This window comes from Chryseobacterium cheonjiense (assembly GCF_012927265.1).
Taxonomy (GTDB): domain Bacteria; phylum Bacteroidota; class Bacteroidia; order Flavobacteriales; family Weeksellaceae; genus Chryseobacterium; species Chryseobacterium cheonjiense.
On the sequence record NZ_JABBGF010000002.1, the window covers coordinates 322,324 to 336,969 of the forward strand.

A 14,646-nucleotide genomic window follows, 5' to 3' on the forward strand; every position below is an offset into this window, starting at 1 on the left:
GACGATTGTCTTAAACTAAGGATATGATAAAAGCGGATGTATTAGTAATCGGTTCCGGGATTTCGGGACTTTCCTATGCTATTAAAGTTTCTGAGCAGCTTCCTGATGCCAAAATAATTATTGTAACAAAATCCGATGAGGATGAGAGCAATACCAAATATGCACAAGGCGGTCTTGCGGTCGTTACAGACTCTAAAAACGATAATTTTGACAAACATATTGAAGACACTATGCGTGCCGGAGACGGCGAAAACAAGCGTGATGTTGTAAAAATGGTTGTGACGGAAGCTCCTGCAAGATTCAATGAAATCGTGGAATGGGGCGCCAACTTCGATATGAAAAACGGAGAATTCGCGTTGGGAAGAGAAGGCGGCCATACCGAAAACCGAATCGTACACCATAAAGATATTACGGGTTTCGAGATCGAAAGAGCTCTTCTGGAAACAGCTAACAAAAGCAGTAATATTGAAATCCTGGATCATCATTATGTTATTGACATCATTACCCAGCATCACGTTCCGGGAAAAGAACTGAATGAAGGAGACATCCACTGTTACGGCGCTTATATTTTAGATGAAAAATCTAAAAAAATAAAAAAAATTACATCGAAAATAACATTAGTGGCAACAGGAGGAGCTGGACATGTGTATAAAAACACCACCAATCCCACGATTGCTACAGGAGACGGAATCGCTTTTGTAGCCAGAGCAAAAGGAAAAGTTTCCAACATGCAGTATTACCAGTTTCATCCTACCGCACTATATAGTAAAATCGACGGAATGCTTTTTCTGATTTCCGAAGCCGTTCGTGGTGACGGAGCAAAATTAAGAACAAAAAGAGGTGAAAAATTCATGCATAAATATGATGAGCGTGAAGAACTGGCCTCTCGCGATATCGTAGCAAGAGCCATTGATGCCGAAATGAAAATTACCGGTGATGAATATGTAGGACTGGACTGCCGCGAAATGAACCATGAAAAATTCCTTGAACATTTTCCCAATATTTACAAAAAATGTGAAGAAGAAGGAATTGATCCTTTCAAACAGCTGATTCCGGTAGTTCCTGCCTGCCATTACCTGATGGGAGGAATTGAAGTAGACAAAGACGGGCAATCTTCCATCAGAAATCTTTTTGCAGTAGGAGAATGTACCAACTCAGGACTTCACGGCGCCAACAGACTGGCATCCAATTCATTGCTTGAAGGATTGGTTTTCGGGCATAATGCTGCCATTAAAACTGTTGAGCTTTTAAATGAAAACCATTTTAATTTCGATGATCTCAAAGCTGTACCGGAATGGAATGAGGAAGGAATGAAAATCATGGATGAAATGGTGATCGTTTCCTACCTTAGGAAGCAGCTTCAGGAAATGATGAGCGATCTTGTAGGTATTGTACGAAGCAACCGCCGCCTCAATATGGCGCTTCAGAAACACCAGGAAATTGCTGCTGCCGTAGATGAAATCTATCACTACTCCATTCTTTCTCCTCAGCTTTCGGAATTGAGAAATTTAACCACCGTAGCACACCTCATCATCACTCAATCCATGGAAATGAAAGAGAATAAAGGAGCTTTTTATAATAAAGATCTGGCTTAGAACTTAAAACAGAATATGGAAATCTTCAGTCTGAGAATTCTACCGGTCGTCAATATTTTATCTGTTTTAGGAATATTATTGATTTTTCTCGTTTTTACAATATTGATGTTCCTCACTTTCGGATGCAAGCATTATGATGTACTATATATTCTGGGATGGATGTTCATTTTAGCTTCTGTGTCTTTTGGATTTAAATTTTTTAATTGCTTAAAAAAAATTATCATTTCCAAAGCTAAGTATTCTCTTCCTTTGAATTTGATATGCAATATTCTTAAAATCGGAAAGCCATATTATTTTGGAAAGGACACATTTAATCTTGATGAAATCATTAATGACAATAAGCTTACTTTAACGTTTTATTACATCAACAATCATCAACATCCTATTTTACAATTCAATAAAGATAAACTGATTTTTCATAATCAGGAATACGACTGGAAAAGCCTACATTGGAAATATTTTCTTTATTCAAAAACGCCTTACTGGAACGGACGAAGAGATGGCAAATATGTGATAGAATTTACAGGATCCAATCAAGATAATATCCGCATAAAAAATAAAATAGAGTTTGAAAAAATAAAAGCTAAAGAAAATGAAGTAATTTTGCTTTTTATCATTCACGATTTGTTATTCGGAAAAAAATCATCTTACTATTACTAATTTTGAAAATATGAAAAGACCTGCATACGTTACAGATAAAGCGTTAAAACAATTCATAAAAAATGCACTGGAGGAGGATATTCAGGATGGCGACCACTCTACCCTTTCTACGATCCCGAAAGACCTGGAACAAAGCGCCAAGCTTCTGGTAAAGCAGGATTGCATTATTGCAGGAGTAGAATTGGCTAAAATCATATTTAAAACTTTTGATAAGAATCTCAAAATTGAGACTTTCGTAAAAGATGGTGATGCCGTAAAAATTGGAGATATAGCTTTCCTCGTAACGGGAAGCGCAAGATCGATTCTTTCTACTGAAAGACTGGTTTTAAACTGCATGCAGAGAATGAGCGGTATTGCAACCCTTACGCATGACTGGGATTCTCGCCTTGTCGGTACCAAAACCAAGCTTCTGGACACAAGAAAAACAACACCGAATTTCAGAATCTGCGAAAAGTGGGCGGTCGCTATTGGCGGAGGAACCAATCATCGGTATGGATTGTATGACATGATCATGCTGAAAGACAATCATATCGATTACAACGGAAGCATTACCAATGCCGTAAAAATGGCGAAGGATTACATTAAAAAAAATAAGAAAAAACTTAAGATTGAGGTTGAAACCAGAAACCTTGAAGAAGTGCAGGAAGCTATCAAAGCAAAAGTTGACAGAATCATGCTTGATAATATGGATTTGAAAATGATGAAGGAAGCTGTTAAGATGATCAATGGCTCGTGTGAAACAGAAGCATCTGGTGGAATTACCCGTGATCAGCTTAAGGAAATCGCATCCACAGGAGTTACTTATATTTCTGCAGGGGCATTAACGCACTCCGCCGAAAATATGGATCTCAGCCTTAAAGCCGTTAAATAAAGATGAATTTTTAATAAAAATAAATATGTTTTGTTAAAAATTCAATAATGTGATTTTTTTCATGTGATATTTCAAATATTATTCAATACATTGTAAATCAGAAATATAGAGCTTATTAAGATTGAGTAAAAATTAACATAAAGTTAATATTAGTTAAATTTTATTTACCGAATTTTGCAGAAAATTTAAATCTAACTATTACTAACGATTATGAAATTAATCAACAAATCGATGCTAACGGCGATAATCACATTATCCACAGCTAGCGTCTATTACGCTCAACAGGTTCAGGACACTGTGGATACAAGGTCTAAAGACATTGAACAAGTTGTACTAACCGGAGTTGCTGACATTGCAAAAGACAGAAAAACTCCTGTAGCAGTTTCAACAATCAAGGAAGCACAAATCGTTGAAAGATTAGGAAATCAGGAATTCCCTGAAATCCTAAAAACAACCCCTTCTATTTACTCCGCAAAAGGAGGTGGAGGTTTTGGAGACGGACGTCTGAACATCAGAGGGTTTGATACAAACAACACAGCCGTAATGATTAATGGGGTACCCGTTAATGACATGGAAGGAGGTACAGTATACTGGTCTAATTGGGCTGGTTTATCTGACGTAACTTCTGCGATGCAGGTACAAAGAGGTCTTGGTTCTTCAAAGTTAGCCATTGCTTCTATTGGAGGTACCATTAACATTATTACAAGAGCTGCAGATAAGAAAAGAGAAGGTAATGTTACTGTTGGATTAGGAAATGACGGTTATCTGAAAACTTTATTTTCTTATAATACAGGTAAAAATGCTAAAGGATGGTCTACATCATTCTTAATGAGCAGAACTGCAGGAAATACATATATTGACGCGAGTGAATTTGAAGCTTATAACTATTATTTTGCCTTAGGTTATCAGCCAAACGAAAAACATGACTTCCAGTTTACTTTTACAGGAGCGCCTCAATGGCATATGCAAAACTTCCAGAGTAGAATCGACAAATTTATCCAGTATGGAAATGGTGTTGATGAACCAAATAGAAGATACAACTCTAACTGGGGTATGCTGAATGGAGATGTAATGTCTCAGTCAATCAACTTCTATAGCAAACCGGTAGCATCCATCAACTGGGATTGGAAAATTTCTGAAAAATCAAAATTATCTACAGTAGGGTACGCTTCTTGGGGTAGAGGAGGCGGAACAGGTGTTATGGGAAGTATCAACGGAACAAACATCAACAGCTTACCTAAAACCGCAGACGGTCTTATCAGATTTGATGATATCGTAAGATGGAACCAGGGACAAAATGTAATCTGGGATCCTAATATCGCAAACAATACAGGCATTAACAAAGTAAATGCAACACCAGGTATTGCTACAAGAACTAATGGATTAACAAGAAGAGCAAGCATTAACTCACATGACTGGTACGGAATTCTTACAAACTTCCAACACAAAATTAATGAAAACTGGAATTTCTCAGCTGGATTTGACGGAAGATATTACTATGGTTACCACCCGGGAGTTTTAACTGATCTTTGGGGGAATACAAAATATATTGAAAAAGACAACAAAAATATTCCTGGAGGATATGATGTAACACTTGTTCAGAGTCCTGAACCTTCAGCAAACCCTTTTGCAAAAGCATTAAAAGATAAAGATCAGGTAGTTTACAGAAACTATAATGGTGAAGTCCTTTGGGGAGGTATTTTTGGTCAGCTTGAATATACGAATGATAAAATTTCAGCATTTATCCAGGGATCTGCCTCAGAACAGGGATACAGCAGAATTGACAACTGGATCGTTGATGGTGTGACTGTTCAGCAAGGTCAGACTGTAAATACAAAAACTCCAATGAAATTCCTTTTTGGATTTAACGCTAAAGGAGGTGTTAATTATAATATTGACGGACAACATAACGTATTTGTTAACGTAGGATATTATTCTAAACAACCTAATTTCTTTGCTGTATATAATTCACCACTTGCTGTTGCCAATCCAACTAATCCAACTTTTAACTCTCCCGATGGAAGAGCTACAGGTAACCAGCAAATCGTGAATCCACTACTTACTAACGAGAAAATCGCTTCAGCTGAAGCGGGCTATGGATTTAGAAGCGGTATCTTTAATGCGAATGTAAACCTTTATTATACTTCATGGAAAGATAGATATCAAAGATTCTCAAATCTACCTGGTATTGCGATTAATCCATCTTTACCTGCTACTGGAACAAATGTTTATAACAGACCTTATGCCAACATTACCGGGATTGAAGAAATCCACATGGGGGTAGAATTTGAAGGAAGCTTAAAAGCAACTGATTATTTGACATTCAACGGAATGCTTTCAGTAGGAAACTGGTACTACAAAGGAAATCCTACAGGTAACCTTTTCGATGAAAACGGAACTCCAATTAGCTTCAACGGAAGTACAGATGTTGTATTTGCTCTGGACAAAGTAAAAGTTTCTGATGCTGCACAGACAACTGCTTCATTAGGATTTACATTAAAACCGGTAAAACCATTAAGTATCTTTGGAACTTGGAATTATGCTAATAACTATTTTGGTTTAATCAACTTCAATAGAGATTACCTTATTGAAAATGGTGTTGTGAAAGATGCTGCTAAAAGCGGAGCTTTGAAGTACCCTCACTTCCACTTATTCGATGTAGGTGCATCTTATAAGTTTGATTTCAAAAACGGACAGAGCTTAACATTAACAGGAAATGTTTACAACGTATTTGATACGGTTTACATTTCTGATGGTAAGTCAAGTATCCGTAACGGAGATGCTGGTGCAACTAATCAAAACTGGAAAGGAATTGATACTGCCAACCAGGTATATTTCGGATTCGGAAGAACGTGGTCTGCATCACTTTCTTACAGATTCTAAGATCTAACTAATAAAACATTAGATTTTCTAAATATCAATCCCGGCTTTTCGCCGGGATTTTTGCTATATTTGTGTACTTTAAAAAAGAAAAAATTAGGATATGGATTTTTACAAAATTTTCCTTAGCGCCCATAAAGGCTTTGGGTATTTAGAATTAGTTTTAGTAGCTTTATTTACGATTGCCCTTTTAACAGTAATGTTCGGATTCAGCGGTAAAGTGAACAAGTTCTTAAAGAAAACAACGCTTTTTACGATGATTTTCTTTCATGTTCAGTTTTTAGTGGGCATCGCTTTGCTGCTAATTTTTTCTCCGGGCTTTAAAGCAGCTTTGGATTCCGGTACTTTGATGAGCGATTCTTATTCAAGGTTTCAGTATGTAGAACATCCGTCTTCCATGCTGATTGCTGCGGTTTTAATGACCATCGTCAATAAAAAAGTAAAAATCAACCCTACCATCTCTTTAGGAGTTGTAATTATGGGACTGATTGCAGTAGGTTTATTTGCATTCGCGTTCCCGTGGACGAGAGTCTTCGGGGCATAAATATATTAACTTAAACAATTTTTAATTAAATCAATGAAAGTAGCTGTAGTAGGTTCAACAGGAATGGTTGGACAAGTTATGCTTAAAGTTCTCGAGGAGAGAAACTTCCCTGTCACAGAATTAATCCCGGTAGCATCCGAAAAATCTGTTGGTAAGAAGGTGAAGTATAAACAGGAAGAATTTACGATTGTAAGCATGAAAGACGCTATAGCTGCCAAACCTGATATTGCCATCTTCTCAGCCGGAGGAGCCACGTCACTTGAGTTTGCCCCGCTTTTTGCCGAAGCAGGAACAACCGTGATCGATAATTCTTCTGCATGGAGAATGGATCCTGATAAAAAGCTTGTTGTACCGGAAATCAATGCAGATGTATTGACAAAAGAAGATAAAATCATTGCCAACCCCAATTGTTCTACCATTCAGCTGGTAATGGTTTTAGGACCTTTAAATAAAAAATATGATCTGAAAAGAGTAATCGTTTCTACATATCAGTCTGTAACAGGCACCGGCAAAGCGGCTGTAGATCAGCTGAATTCCGAGATCAGTGGCGACGAAACCATTGCTAAAGTCTATCCTTATCAGATCTTCAAAAATGCTCTTCCTCACTGCGATGTTTTTGCGGATGACGATTACACCAAAGAAGAGATCAAACTGATGAAAGAGCCTAAGAAAATTTTAGGAGATGATACTTTCAATCTTACGGCAACTGCAGTGCGCGTTCCGGTTCAGGGAGGCCACTCGGAAAGTGTAAACATTGAATTTGAAAATGAATTTGATCTTGATGAAGTAAGAAAAATCTTATCTGAAACACCGGGTGTAGTGGTGGTAGATAATGTTAAAAATAACGAATATCCTATGCCGCTTTATTCCGAAGGAAAAGACGAAGTTTTCGTCGGAAGAATAAGACGGGATCTCTCACAGCCCAAGACCCTGAATCTCTGGATTGTGGCAGACAACCTGCGGAAAGGTGCTGCAACCAACGCAGTACAGATTGCAGAATATCTTGCAGCCAACAACTTAGTTTAAACTAACAAACATAAAAAGAGTCTCAGAATTGAGATTCTTTTTTTTATCAAACCTATGAACGTTCAGAAAAATAATAATAAAGATAAATTAGCCTTTCAGAAGCTTATTGCCGTTTTTGGGATTATTCTTTTTATCGGAAAAATAATAGCCTGGAAGCTCACCAGTTCAGACGCCGTCTTTTCCGATGCCATGGAAAGTATCGTAAATGTCATCAGTGCATTTATGGGCCTTTATTCCCTTTATCTGGCAGCAAAACCTAAAGATGAAGACCATCCGTATGGACACGGAAAAGTAGAGTTCGTAACTTCCGGGATTGAGGGTGCCCTCATCGCCATTGCCGGTATAATGATTATCTATGAAGGAATCAACAGCCTTATTACCGGGAAAATCCTTGAGAAACTCGACTGGGGAATTGCCATCATCGCAGCAACAGCCATTATCAATTATCTTTTAGGCTATATTTCTATTAAAAAAGGTAAGCACGAAAATTCACATGTTCTGATTTCTTCCGGAAAACATCTTCAGTCGGATACTATTACAACCTTGGGTGTGGTAATAAGTTTAATTGTAGTGTATTTTACCAAAATTTATTGGCTGGATTCCGTTGTAGCACTGATATTTGGCTTTTATATCATCTTTATAGGCTATAAGATTATCCGGAAATCCTTAAGCGGAATTATGGACGAACAGGATCCTGATCTTCTGAATCAGATCATTAAAGTGCTGGAAGAAAACCGCCGTACAGAATGGATTGACGTTCACAACATGAAAATTCAGCAGTTTGGCGCCAATCTTCATATTGATGCCCATATTACCTTACCTTGGTATTACAGTCTTTGCGACGCACACAATGAAATGGAAAAAATGATCATTCTTCTTGCTAAAAATACAAAGAGGAGTGTAGAATTCAATTTTCATATGGACGACTGCAAACCGATTTCCTGCCCCATTTGCCAGATTGCAGACTGCCCCGTTCGGGAACGTGATTTTATAAAAAGAGTAACCTGGACTCCTGAAAATGTAACCTGTGTAGATAAACATACAGCAGAATAAAAGTGATTCTGAAAACTTACTTTGTTATGCCTAAAACAGCTTTGTAGATTTCAATCTCTTTTTCAAGATCGGCTATCTTTTGTTGCTTTTCAAAAAGCTCCTTTGAAATCTTAGCCTCTTCGTTCATAAGTAAAGACGGCGGATAATAATCGGTAAGCTCTGTCAGAAAATCATAACCGATTGCAATCCCGAGATTCCACAGAATACCAAACTGAAGGGATGGCTGACGGAAATATTTGGCAAGAGAAGAAGGGCTTATTGTCATTCGTCTGGCTACCTCAGCCTGGGTCATTTTCTTTTCCCATATTACCCTTTTTACCAATTGCCCGATATGAGGATGAGGATGTTTACTTTTCTGTAAATACTTTCTGTTAATCATCATTTATTTTTTTAAATCATTGTATTTATACCTTTCATTTTATGTATAATATATGCATTTTTGGGTTTTAAATATATCTGTATAGATATACATATATAAGAACACGTCTCACACATAGTGCTATACGCCTTATACATTGTTATGTATATATTACATGTCTATCTGTATATCTTAGGTATATATCCATACGTCTTAAACGTCTATGTATTAGTTTTACTTGTATAACGACGGTAATAAAGAATAGGAATAACCAGCAGTAAGATTAAAGGCTGTATCACAAACCTTCTCATATAAAAAGAAAAGAGGTACCCCACTTCAAACCCTGTCAGAGATGCAGTACAGATAAATTGGAAAAGTAATGGCAAAGACAATGAGAATCAAAAGCGCTCCCTGAATCGTCCATTGTTTATTGTTAAACCAAAACTGAATGATTAAACAGGAAAAGAAAAGATTTAAAAAAAATCTGAATAAATAGCTGACGATTAATTTCCCCCATTTGAAATCAGGAAAATGCAGGCTTTTGTCGACTTCATGAAAGAAGCTTAGGAAAGGATCATAAAAGATCCTGTCTTCAAAAACCCGGACACTTATAAGCCCGAATACGCCTAAAACAACAATAAACCAACTAAGAATTTTCATTTTTCAAAGCAAAGAATTTTATCCATACCAGCCAAAGAAGCACAACAGTTCCATAAATGACTGCCGGAAAAATAAAATCATGAAAAGTCTTTCCGTATTCTTTGTAGTCAGTCATTACTATATTTAAACCTACAATTCTGAAAAGATTCATAATATACAATAGAATCAGCCCTGCCAATATAAAAATAAAAGTTTTAGGACCCTTATAAAAAGCAAAGACAAATGCTGTAAAAAGAATCATGACCGATATTGCATTACATCCTTCCACCATTCGGGTAGGATAAAAATTTCTTACATAAAAATATACCTGTTCACCCTTTATATCATGATACAGCTGTGTAGGATATCCAAGATGATTCTGAACATCCTTTATCTGCTCCGCAATACAATGCGAAAAAGGATCAAGGCCTTCCTGCCGGAAACTGTTCAGGTAATATTGATACACCAGCAGTAACACCACGTATACAATGATGAAGCGCAACAAAATGCTTAAAACCGGTTTGAAATCCTTTAACATATTACAAATATAAAAATTAGGTCGTAATTTACTATATTTGTTGCATCTATGATTTCCGAATTTGCACAACGGTTTTTTGAAGATTATACCGAAAAAAAAACTTTTGAGTTTATCACTTTAGCTCAAAGCGGGTCTTCGAGAGTAAATTTTTATGCTAAAGCCGATAAAGAGTATATTATAACCTACAACGAAAATTTATCAGAAAATGAAAGTTTTTTGTATTACTCAAAAATATTTTCGGATTTAAAGCTTAATACCCCCACTATTTTTGCTGTTTCGGAAGATCACAAAATGTATATTCAGGAATATTTGGGAAAAAATACCCTTTCCGAAATTATCACAAAAGAAGGGTTATCCGATAAGGTAAAAGCTTTAGTAAAGCAGACTTTGCAAAAGCTCTGTCAGTTACAGATTCTTACACAGAATAAGATTGATTTTCAAAAAGCATTTGAATATGAAAATTATGATGAACTTCCCGTAATTCATGATCTGTATTATTTTAAAAATTTTGTAGCCGATGTTCTGGAACTGGAATATCACAAATCTTCCTTACTTAAAGAGTTTAAAAAAATAGCTGCCTTAATAGAAAGCCTGGAACCCAAAGGGCTGATGATCCGCGATTTTCAATCCAGGAACATTATGGTAAATGAATTGGATAAGGTTTCATTCATTGACTATCAATCTGCAATGAAAGGTCCTCTTATGTATGATGTGATTTCTTTTCTGTTTCAGGCAAAAGCCGATTTTCCGGAAAATTTCAAAAATGAAATGCTGGATTTTTATATCAATCAGTTTGAAAGTGAAACGACAAAACAAGATTTAAAACAATCTATAAAACCACTCCAGTTAATGAGATTCCTACAGGTGTTGGGAGCTTACGGTTTCCGCGGATTGATCCAGAGAAAACAACATTTTATTTCCAGCATTGAAAAGGGAATCGAAAATATTACCGCGTTTGCGGAAAACTGGGAAAATATGAATGAGTATCCTGAATTGAAAAAAGTGATTAACCAATTGTGTTCGGATAAAACAAAATTGAAAGTTGAAGAAATACTAAACCATTAAGAAATTTTGATTGAGCAAAATCTTAAATAAACTTAACTTCTTAAATACAAATAATTAGAAAATAAAATGTTACACATAGACATACACAGCTTTTCATACAAGAAAGGAGGAATTCCAAAAGATGAAACAGGAAACGGAGGCGGATTTACGTTTGACTGCCGAGGAATTCTGAATCCGGGAAGAATTGAAGAATATAAAATCCAGACCGGAAATGATATCGGAGTTCAGGACTTTCTGGAAACAAAAACCGATATGCCTAAATTTTTAGACCTCATCAAAAACCTGATTTCCATTAACATCGATAATTATCTTGAAAGAGGCTTTGAAAATCTGCAGATTAATTTCGGATGTACGGGAGGACAGCATAGATCGGTCTATTCTGCCATTAAAATAGCGAATTTTATTGAAGAAAAATACGGCGACAAAGTAGAAATCAGCCTTCATCATGACGAACAGCATCAACTTAATTCATAAATGATAAGCGATAATTTATAACTGATTTTTAACCCTGTTTATAGATATCAATCATCATAATTATAAATAATGAAAGCTTTAATTTTTGCTGCCGGCAAAGGCACAAGACTAAAACCGTTTACCGAACACCATCCGAAGGCATTGGCGAAAGTAAATGATATTCCGCTTTTGGAAAGAAATATTAAATATTTAAAAAGTTTCGGAATCAACGATTTTGTCATAAACATTCATCATTTTGGAAATCAAATAGTTGATTTTTTAAACCGGAATGATAATTTCGGATGCAAAATAGAAATCTCTGATGAGTCTGAAGAACTGCTTGAAACGGGAGGCGGCTTAATTTTTGCTAGAAAATACCTCGATCATGGGGAAGATTTTCTGATCATGAATGCCGATATTCTTACAGACATGAACATCACCGATTTTGTAGAATATCATAAAAAGATAAAAGATTTTGCTACATTAGCCGTTTCGGACAGGGAAAGTTCAAGAAAACTGCTTTTCAATGATGAGATGATTTTAAGAGGCTGGCTGAATGTACAAACCGGTGAGCAACGTCTTGCAGAATTCAACAAAGGATTTAAAGCAATGGCTTTCAGTGGCATTCATTGTATTAATCCTCTTATGTTTGAAAAAATAAAAAGAACGGGCAAATTTTCTATCATGGAAGAATATCTTGATCTGATGCAGACCGAACAGATTCACGGATTTGTACACAACAGCAATCTGATTGATGTGGGAAGACCGGAATCCATCATAGAGGCCGAAAAATATTTTAAATAATTTGCAATGGGAATTGAAGGAACCAGAGACGAAAGTTTGGTAAATCCTGAACTTGATAGTAACGAAACAAAGCTCCAAAACAGCCTGCGCCAAAAAACGTGGGACGAAACCATCACGAAAGACAGCTGGATGGTGTTTAAAGTAATGGCTGAATTTGTAGACGGCTATGAGAAGCTGGCCAAAATCGGTCCGTGCGTTTCCATTTTTGGTTCTGCAAGACTGAAGCCTCAAAGCAAATATTATAAAATGGCCGTGGAAATTGCGGAAAAAATCACGAAGATCGGTTTCGGAATTATTACCGGAGGGGGGCCGGGAATTATGGAAGCCGGAAATAAAGGCGCCTTTAATACACAGGGTACCTCTATCGGGCTTAATATTGATCTTCCTTTTGAGCAGCATTTTAATCCGTATATCAATAAATTATATTCCATGAACTTCGACTATTTCTTTGTGAGAAAAGTAATGTTTGTGAAATATTCTCAGGGGTTTGTTGTAATGCCGGGAGGCTTCGGCACACTGGATGAGTTTACGGAAGCATTAACTTTAATTCAAACCAACAAAATAGGGAAATTCCCGATTGTTTTGGTGGGATCAGAATTCTGGAGTGGCTTGCTGGAGTGGTTTAAAGCAACTTTACTGAAAGAAAAAATGATTAATGAGAAAGATCTGGATCTTTACCGTGTGGTAGATACCGCTGATGAAGCAGTTGCGCATATTAAGGCATTTTATGATAAATATTCTGTAAATGTGAACTTTTAATTGGCATATTATTTGTCACCTTTAATAAACAATCATGATTGTAAATCTATTATTTAAGATGAAAAATTATTTTTATGTATCAGGAATATTAACACTTTTTGTGTTAATGAGTTTCATGAATGTAGACTTTTTCTCTTCAATGACAAAAGTGGACTATATTGAAGGAAGCAAAACCTTAAAGTTCACCACAAAAATGAATACCAATCATATTTCCGACGCTATTAAAATAAACCCTAATACGGCAGCTTTTGAAGCAGAAGTAAAAAAATATGTAAATAATAATTTTGATGTGTATGTCAATGGCTCACCGAAAACAATAACTTTCACCGGAAGCCAGGTAAGTGGAGAAACTGTATGGGTATACTTTGAAACAGGAGGAGTTTCAGACATTAATACCTTAAAGATTAAAAATACCATCCTCCTCAGTGCTTTTCCGAAGCAGATAAACCTTGTAAACATTGCCTATAAGGGGAATCAGCGGACCATGAATTTTCAGCGGGGAAAAGAAGTGAATGAGGTTTCTTTTTAATTTAAAAATCTATAAAAATATAACCACTGCAGATGCAGTGGTTTTTTTATTTCATTAGTATTAATCATTTAACATATCACAATAAAGAGATTTATTAAGTATAATTACCTATTTCCAAATTTCAGCATTTATACTCTATCTTTCTCATTTTCAAACATGTAAATTTGCTATGTAATATTACAAAACCAAAGTGGAGATCAGAAACCACTATAAATAACGAGGCGATTTCGAAAAGCCATATGAGTAGGAAAACCAAAAACAAAATTAATACAATGGACTTAGAATTAAACTCATCGAGCCAAGAAATTGATGTCTTGGTAGTTATTGACACCGACTATGTAAAGTCGAATTATCCAAATCCAAGTCAGGATCCAAACAATCCAACAGGAATTGATCACAACAGTCAGCATATGATTGTATCAAACTCAAATGCAGTTTCAGGACAGGGTACAGCAGATTTAAACTTCAGTGCAAGGCAGGAGATGAAGTGTCTTTCAGAAGCACATCAATATCTCAAAATTCAGATGATGCAGTAATTATATACAATATTAAATACTGGTCTGGCGATCAGGTTTTTAATACCTTTGTATATGATGCTGTAACAAGACAGCAGGCAGTGATTCCCAATTATAATTCGGCAAACGGACTACCCGCAAATACTGCCAATATTACATTCTCAAGCTTTGATTCTAAAGTAAGAAGTACCGGAACTGAGAATTTCTATGTACAATTTGCACTATATCAACTAGATCCAAATGACAGTAATAAACAGATATTATTTGGCTATTACTACTGGGATCCAACAATTACAGTGAAATAAGCAATTTGAGATCTTTACATGAATTTTAAATTCATTAAAATAAAAAAGACTG

At 36.0% G+C, this 14,646-nt stretch carries 14 protein-coding genes and 2 pseudogenes; 13 read left to right on the forward strand and 3 right to left on the reverse strand.

The genetic code is table 11. From position 1 onward, the window contains the following. Positions 1 to 23: 23 nt before the first annotated feature. The 7 genes from nadB to HHL20_RS12030 all read left to right on the forward strand — a co-directional run bounded on the left by nadB (position 24) and on the right by HHL20_RS12030 (position 8,629). On the forward strand, positions 24 to 1,595 hold the full coding sequence (nadB, locus tag HHL20_RS12000; RefSeq protein ID WP_169231431.1) for an L-aspartate oxidase: 1,572 nt from the start codon (positions 24 to 26) through the stop codon (positions 1,593 to 1,595). A 15-nt stretch (positions 1,596 to 1,610) separates the two neighbouring features. Further along, entirely contained in the window at positions 1,611 to 2,255 is a 645-nt protein-coding gene (locus tag HHL20_RS12005; RefSeq protein WP_169231432.1) for a hypothetical protein, read from the forward strand. 10 nt (positions 2,256 to 2,265) lie between these two features. Next, positions 2,266 to 3,126, forward strand: a complete 861-nt coding sequence (gene nadC, locus HHL20_RS12010) for a carboxylating nicotinate-nucleotide diphosphorylase (RefSeq protein ID WP_169231433.1) — start codon at positions 2,266 to 2,268, stop codon at positions 3,124 to 3,126. Between the two features lie 210 nt (positions 3,127 to 3,336). Further along, positions 3,337 to 6,009, forward strand: a complete 2,673-nt coding sequence (locus tag HHL20_RS12015) for a TonB-dependent receptor (protein WP_169231434.1) — start codon at positions 3,337 to 3,339, stop codon at positions 6,007 to 6,009. Between the two features lie 100 nt (positions 6,010 to 6,109). Continuing rightward, a complete protein-coding gene (locus tag HHL20_RS12020; RefSeq protein ID WP_169231435.1) occupies positions 6,110 to 6,550 on the forward strand; it encodes a hypothetical protein in 441 nt (146 codons plus the stop codon). Positions 6,551 to 6,583: 33 nt separating this feature from the next. Beyond that, positions 6,584 to 7,576, forward strand: a complete 993-nt coding sequence (locus HHL20_RS12025) for an aspartate-semialdehyde dehydrogenase (RefSeq protein WP_089999981.1) — start codon at positions 6,584 to 6,586, stop codon at positions 7,574 to 7,576. A gap of 54 nt (positions 7,577 to 7,630) precedes the next feature. Beyond that, on the forward strand, positions 7,631 to 8,629 hold the full coding sequence (locus HHL20_RS12030) for a cation diffusion facilitator family transporter (protein WP_169231436.1): 999 nt from the start codon (positions 7,631 to 7,633) through the stop codon (positions 8,627 to 8,629). A 16-nt stretch (positions 8,630 to 8,645) separates the two neighbouring features. Here HHL20_RS12030 and HHL20_RS12035 read toward each other — a convergent pair whose 3' ends face one another. The 3 genes and pseudogenes from HHL20_RS12035 to xrtF form a co-directional block, all read right to left on the reverse strand. Continuing rightward, positions 8,646 to 9,011: a type 1 periplasmic-binding domain-containing protein gene (locus HHL20_RS12035; RefSeq protein ID WP_228463183.1), complete on the reverse strand. Its 366-nt coding sequence runs from the start codon at positions 9,009 to 9,011 to the stop codon at positions 8,646 to 8,648. 197 nt (positions 9,012 to 9,208) lie between these two features. Then, positions 9,209 to 9,647: pseudogene (locus tag HHL20_RS12040) on the reverse strand (exosortase F system-associated membrane protein). Next, positions 9,634 to 10,164, reverse strand: a complete 531-nt coding sequence (xrtF, locus tag HHL20_RS12045) for an exosortase family protein XrtF (RefSeq protein ID WP_169231438.1) — start codon at positions 10,162 to 10,164, stop codon at positions 9,634 to 9,636. The pseudogene HHL20_RS12040 and the gene xrtF overlap by 14 nt, the downstream one beginning before the upstream one ends. Before the next feature lie 48 nt (positions 10,165 to 10,212). Between xrtF and HHL20_RS12050 the strand changes: the two genes are divergently transcribed. The 6 genes and pseudogenes from HHL20_RS12050 to HHL20_RS12075 all read left to right on the forward strand — a co-directional run bounded on the left by HHL20_RS12050 (position 10,213) and on the right by HHL20_RS12075 (position 14,594). Then, on the forward strand, positions 10,213 to 11,229 hold the full coding sequence (locus HHL20_RS12050) for an aminoglycoside phosphotransferase family protein (protein WP_169231439.1): 1,017 nt from the start codon (positions 10,213 to 10,215) through the stop codon (positions 11,227 to 11,229). 66 nt (positions 11,230 to 11,295) lie between these two features. Then, positions 11,296 to 11,703, forward strand: coding sequence for a RapZ C-terminal domain-containing protein (locus HHL20_RS12055; protein WP_169231440.1), 408 nt, complete (start codon positions 11,296 to 11,298; stop codon positions 11,701 to 11,703). A gap of 69 nt (positions 11,704 to 11,772) precedes the next feature. Then, entirely contained in the window at positions 11,773 to 12,486 is a 714-nt protein-coding gene (locus HHL20_RS12060) for a nucleotidyltransferase family protein (protein ID WP_169231441.1), read from the forward strand. A 6-nt stretch (positions 12,487 to 12,492) separates the two neighbouring features. Further along, positions 12,493 to 13,245: an LOG family protein gene (locus HHL20_RS12065; RefSeq protein WP_169231442.1), complete on the forward strand. Its 753-nt coding sequence runs from the start codon at positions 12,493 to 12,495 to the stop codon at positions 13,243 to 13,245. Positions 13,246 to 13,303: 58 nt separating this feature from the next. Further along, positions 13,304 to 13,774 carry a DUF6702 family protein gene (locus HHL20_RS12070; RefSeq protein ID WP_228463184.1) on the forward strand — a complete coding sequence of 157 codons (471 nt, stop codon included), beginning with the start codon at positions 13,304 to 13,306 and terminating at the stop codon, positions 13,772 to 13,774. A gap of 272 nt (positions 13,775 to 14,046) precedes the next feature. Further along, a pseudogene (locus HHL20_RS12075) lies at positions 14,047 to 14,594 on the forward strand (inclusion body family protein). Positions 14,595 to 14,646: the final 52 nt, after the last annotated feature.

Coding starts and splice junctions, on each gene's coding strand:
- nadB (WP_169231431.1), top strand. CDS start 24: ATGATAAAAGCGGATGTATTAGTAATCGGTTCCGGGATTTCGGGACTT.
- HHL20_RS12005 (WP_169231432.1), top strand. CDS start 1,611: ATGGAAATCTTCAGTCTGAGAATTCTACCGGTCGTCAATATTTTATCT.
- nadC (WP_169231433.1), top strand. CDS start 2,266: ATGAAAAGACCTGCATACGTTACAGATAAAGCGTTAAAACAATTCATA.
- HHL20_RS12015 (WP_169231434.1), top strand. CDS start 3,337: ATGAAATTAATCAACAAATCGATGCTAACGGCGATAATCACATTATCC.
- HHL20_RS12020 (WP_169231435.1), top strand. CDS start 6,110: ATGGATTTTTACAAAATTTTCCTTAGCGCCCATAAAGGCTTTGGGTAT.
- HHL20_RS12025 (WP_089999981.1), top strand. CDS start 6,584: ATGAAAGTAGCTGTAGTAGGTTCAACAGGAATGGTTGGACAAGTTATG.
- HHL20_RS12030 (WP_169231436.1), top strand. CDS start 7,631: ATGAACGTTCAGAAAAATAATAATAAAGATAAATTAGCCTTTCAGAAG.
- HHL20_RS12035 (WP_228463183.1), bottom strand. CDS start 9,011: ATGATGATTAACAGAAAGTATTTACAGAAAAGTAAACATCCTCATCCT.
- xrtF (WP_169231438.1), bottom strand. CDS start 10,164: ATGTTAAAGGATTTCAAACCGGTTTTAAGCATTTTGTTGCGCTTCATC.
- HHL20_RS12050 (WP_169231439.1), top strand. CDS start 10,213: ATGATTTCCGAATTTGCACAACGGTTTTTTGAAGATTATACCGAAAAA.
- HHL20_RS12055 (WP_169231440.1), top strand. CDS start 11,296: ATGTTACACATAGACATACACAGCTTTTCATACAAGAAAGGAGGAATT.
- HHL20_RS12060 (WP_169231441.1), top strand. CDS start 11,773: ATGAAAGCTTTAATTTTTGCTGCCGGCAAAGGCACAAGACTAAAACCG.
- HHL20_RS12065 (WP_169231442.1), top strand. CDS start 12,493: ATGGGAATTGAAGGAACCAGAGACGAAAGTTTGGTAAATCCTGAACTT.
- HHL20_RS12070 (WP_228463184.1), top strand. CDS start 13,304: ATGAAAAATTATTTTTATGTATCAGGAATATTAACACTTTTTGTGTTA.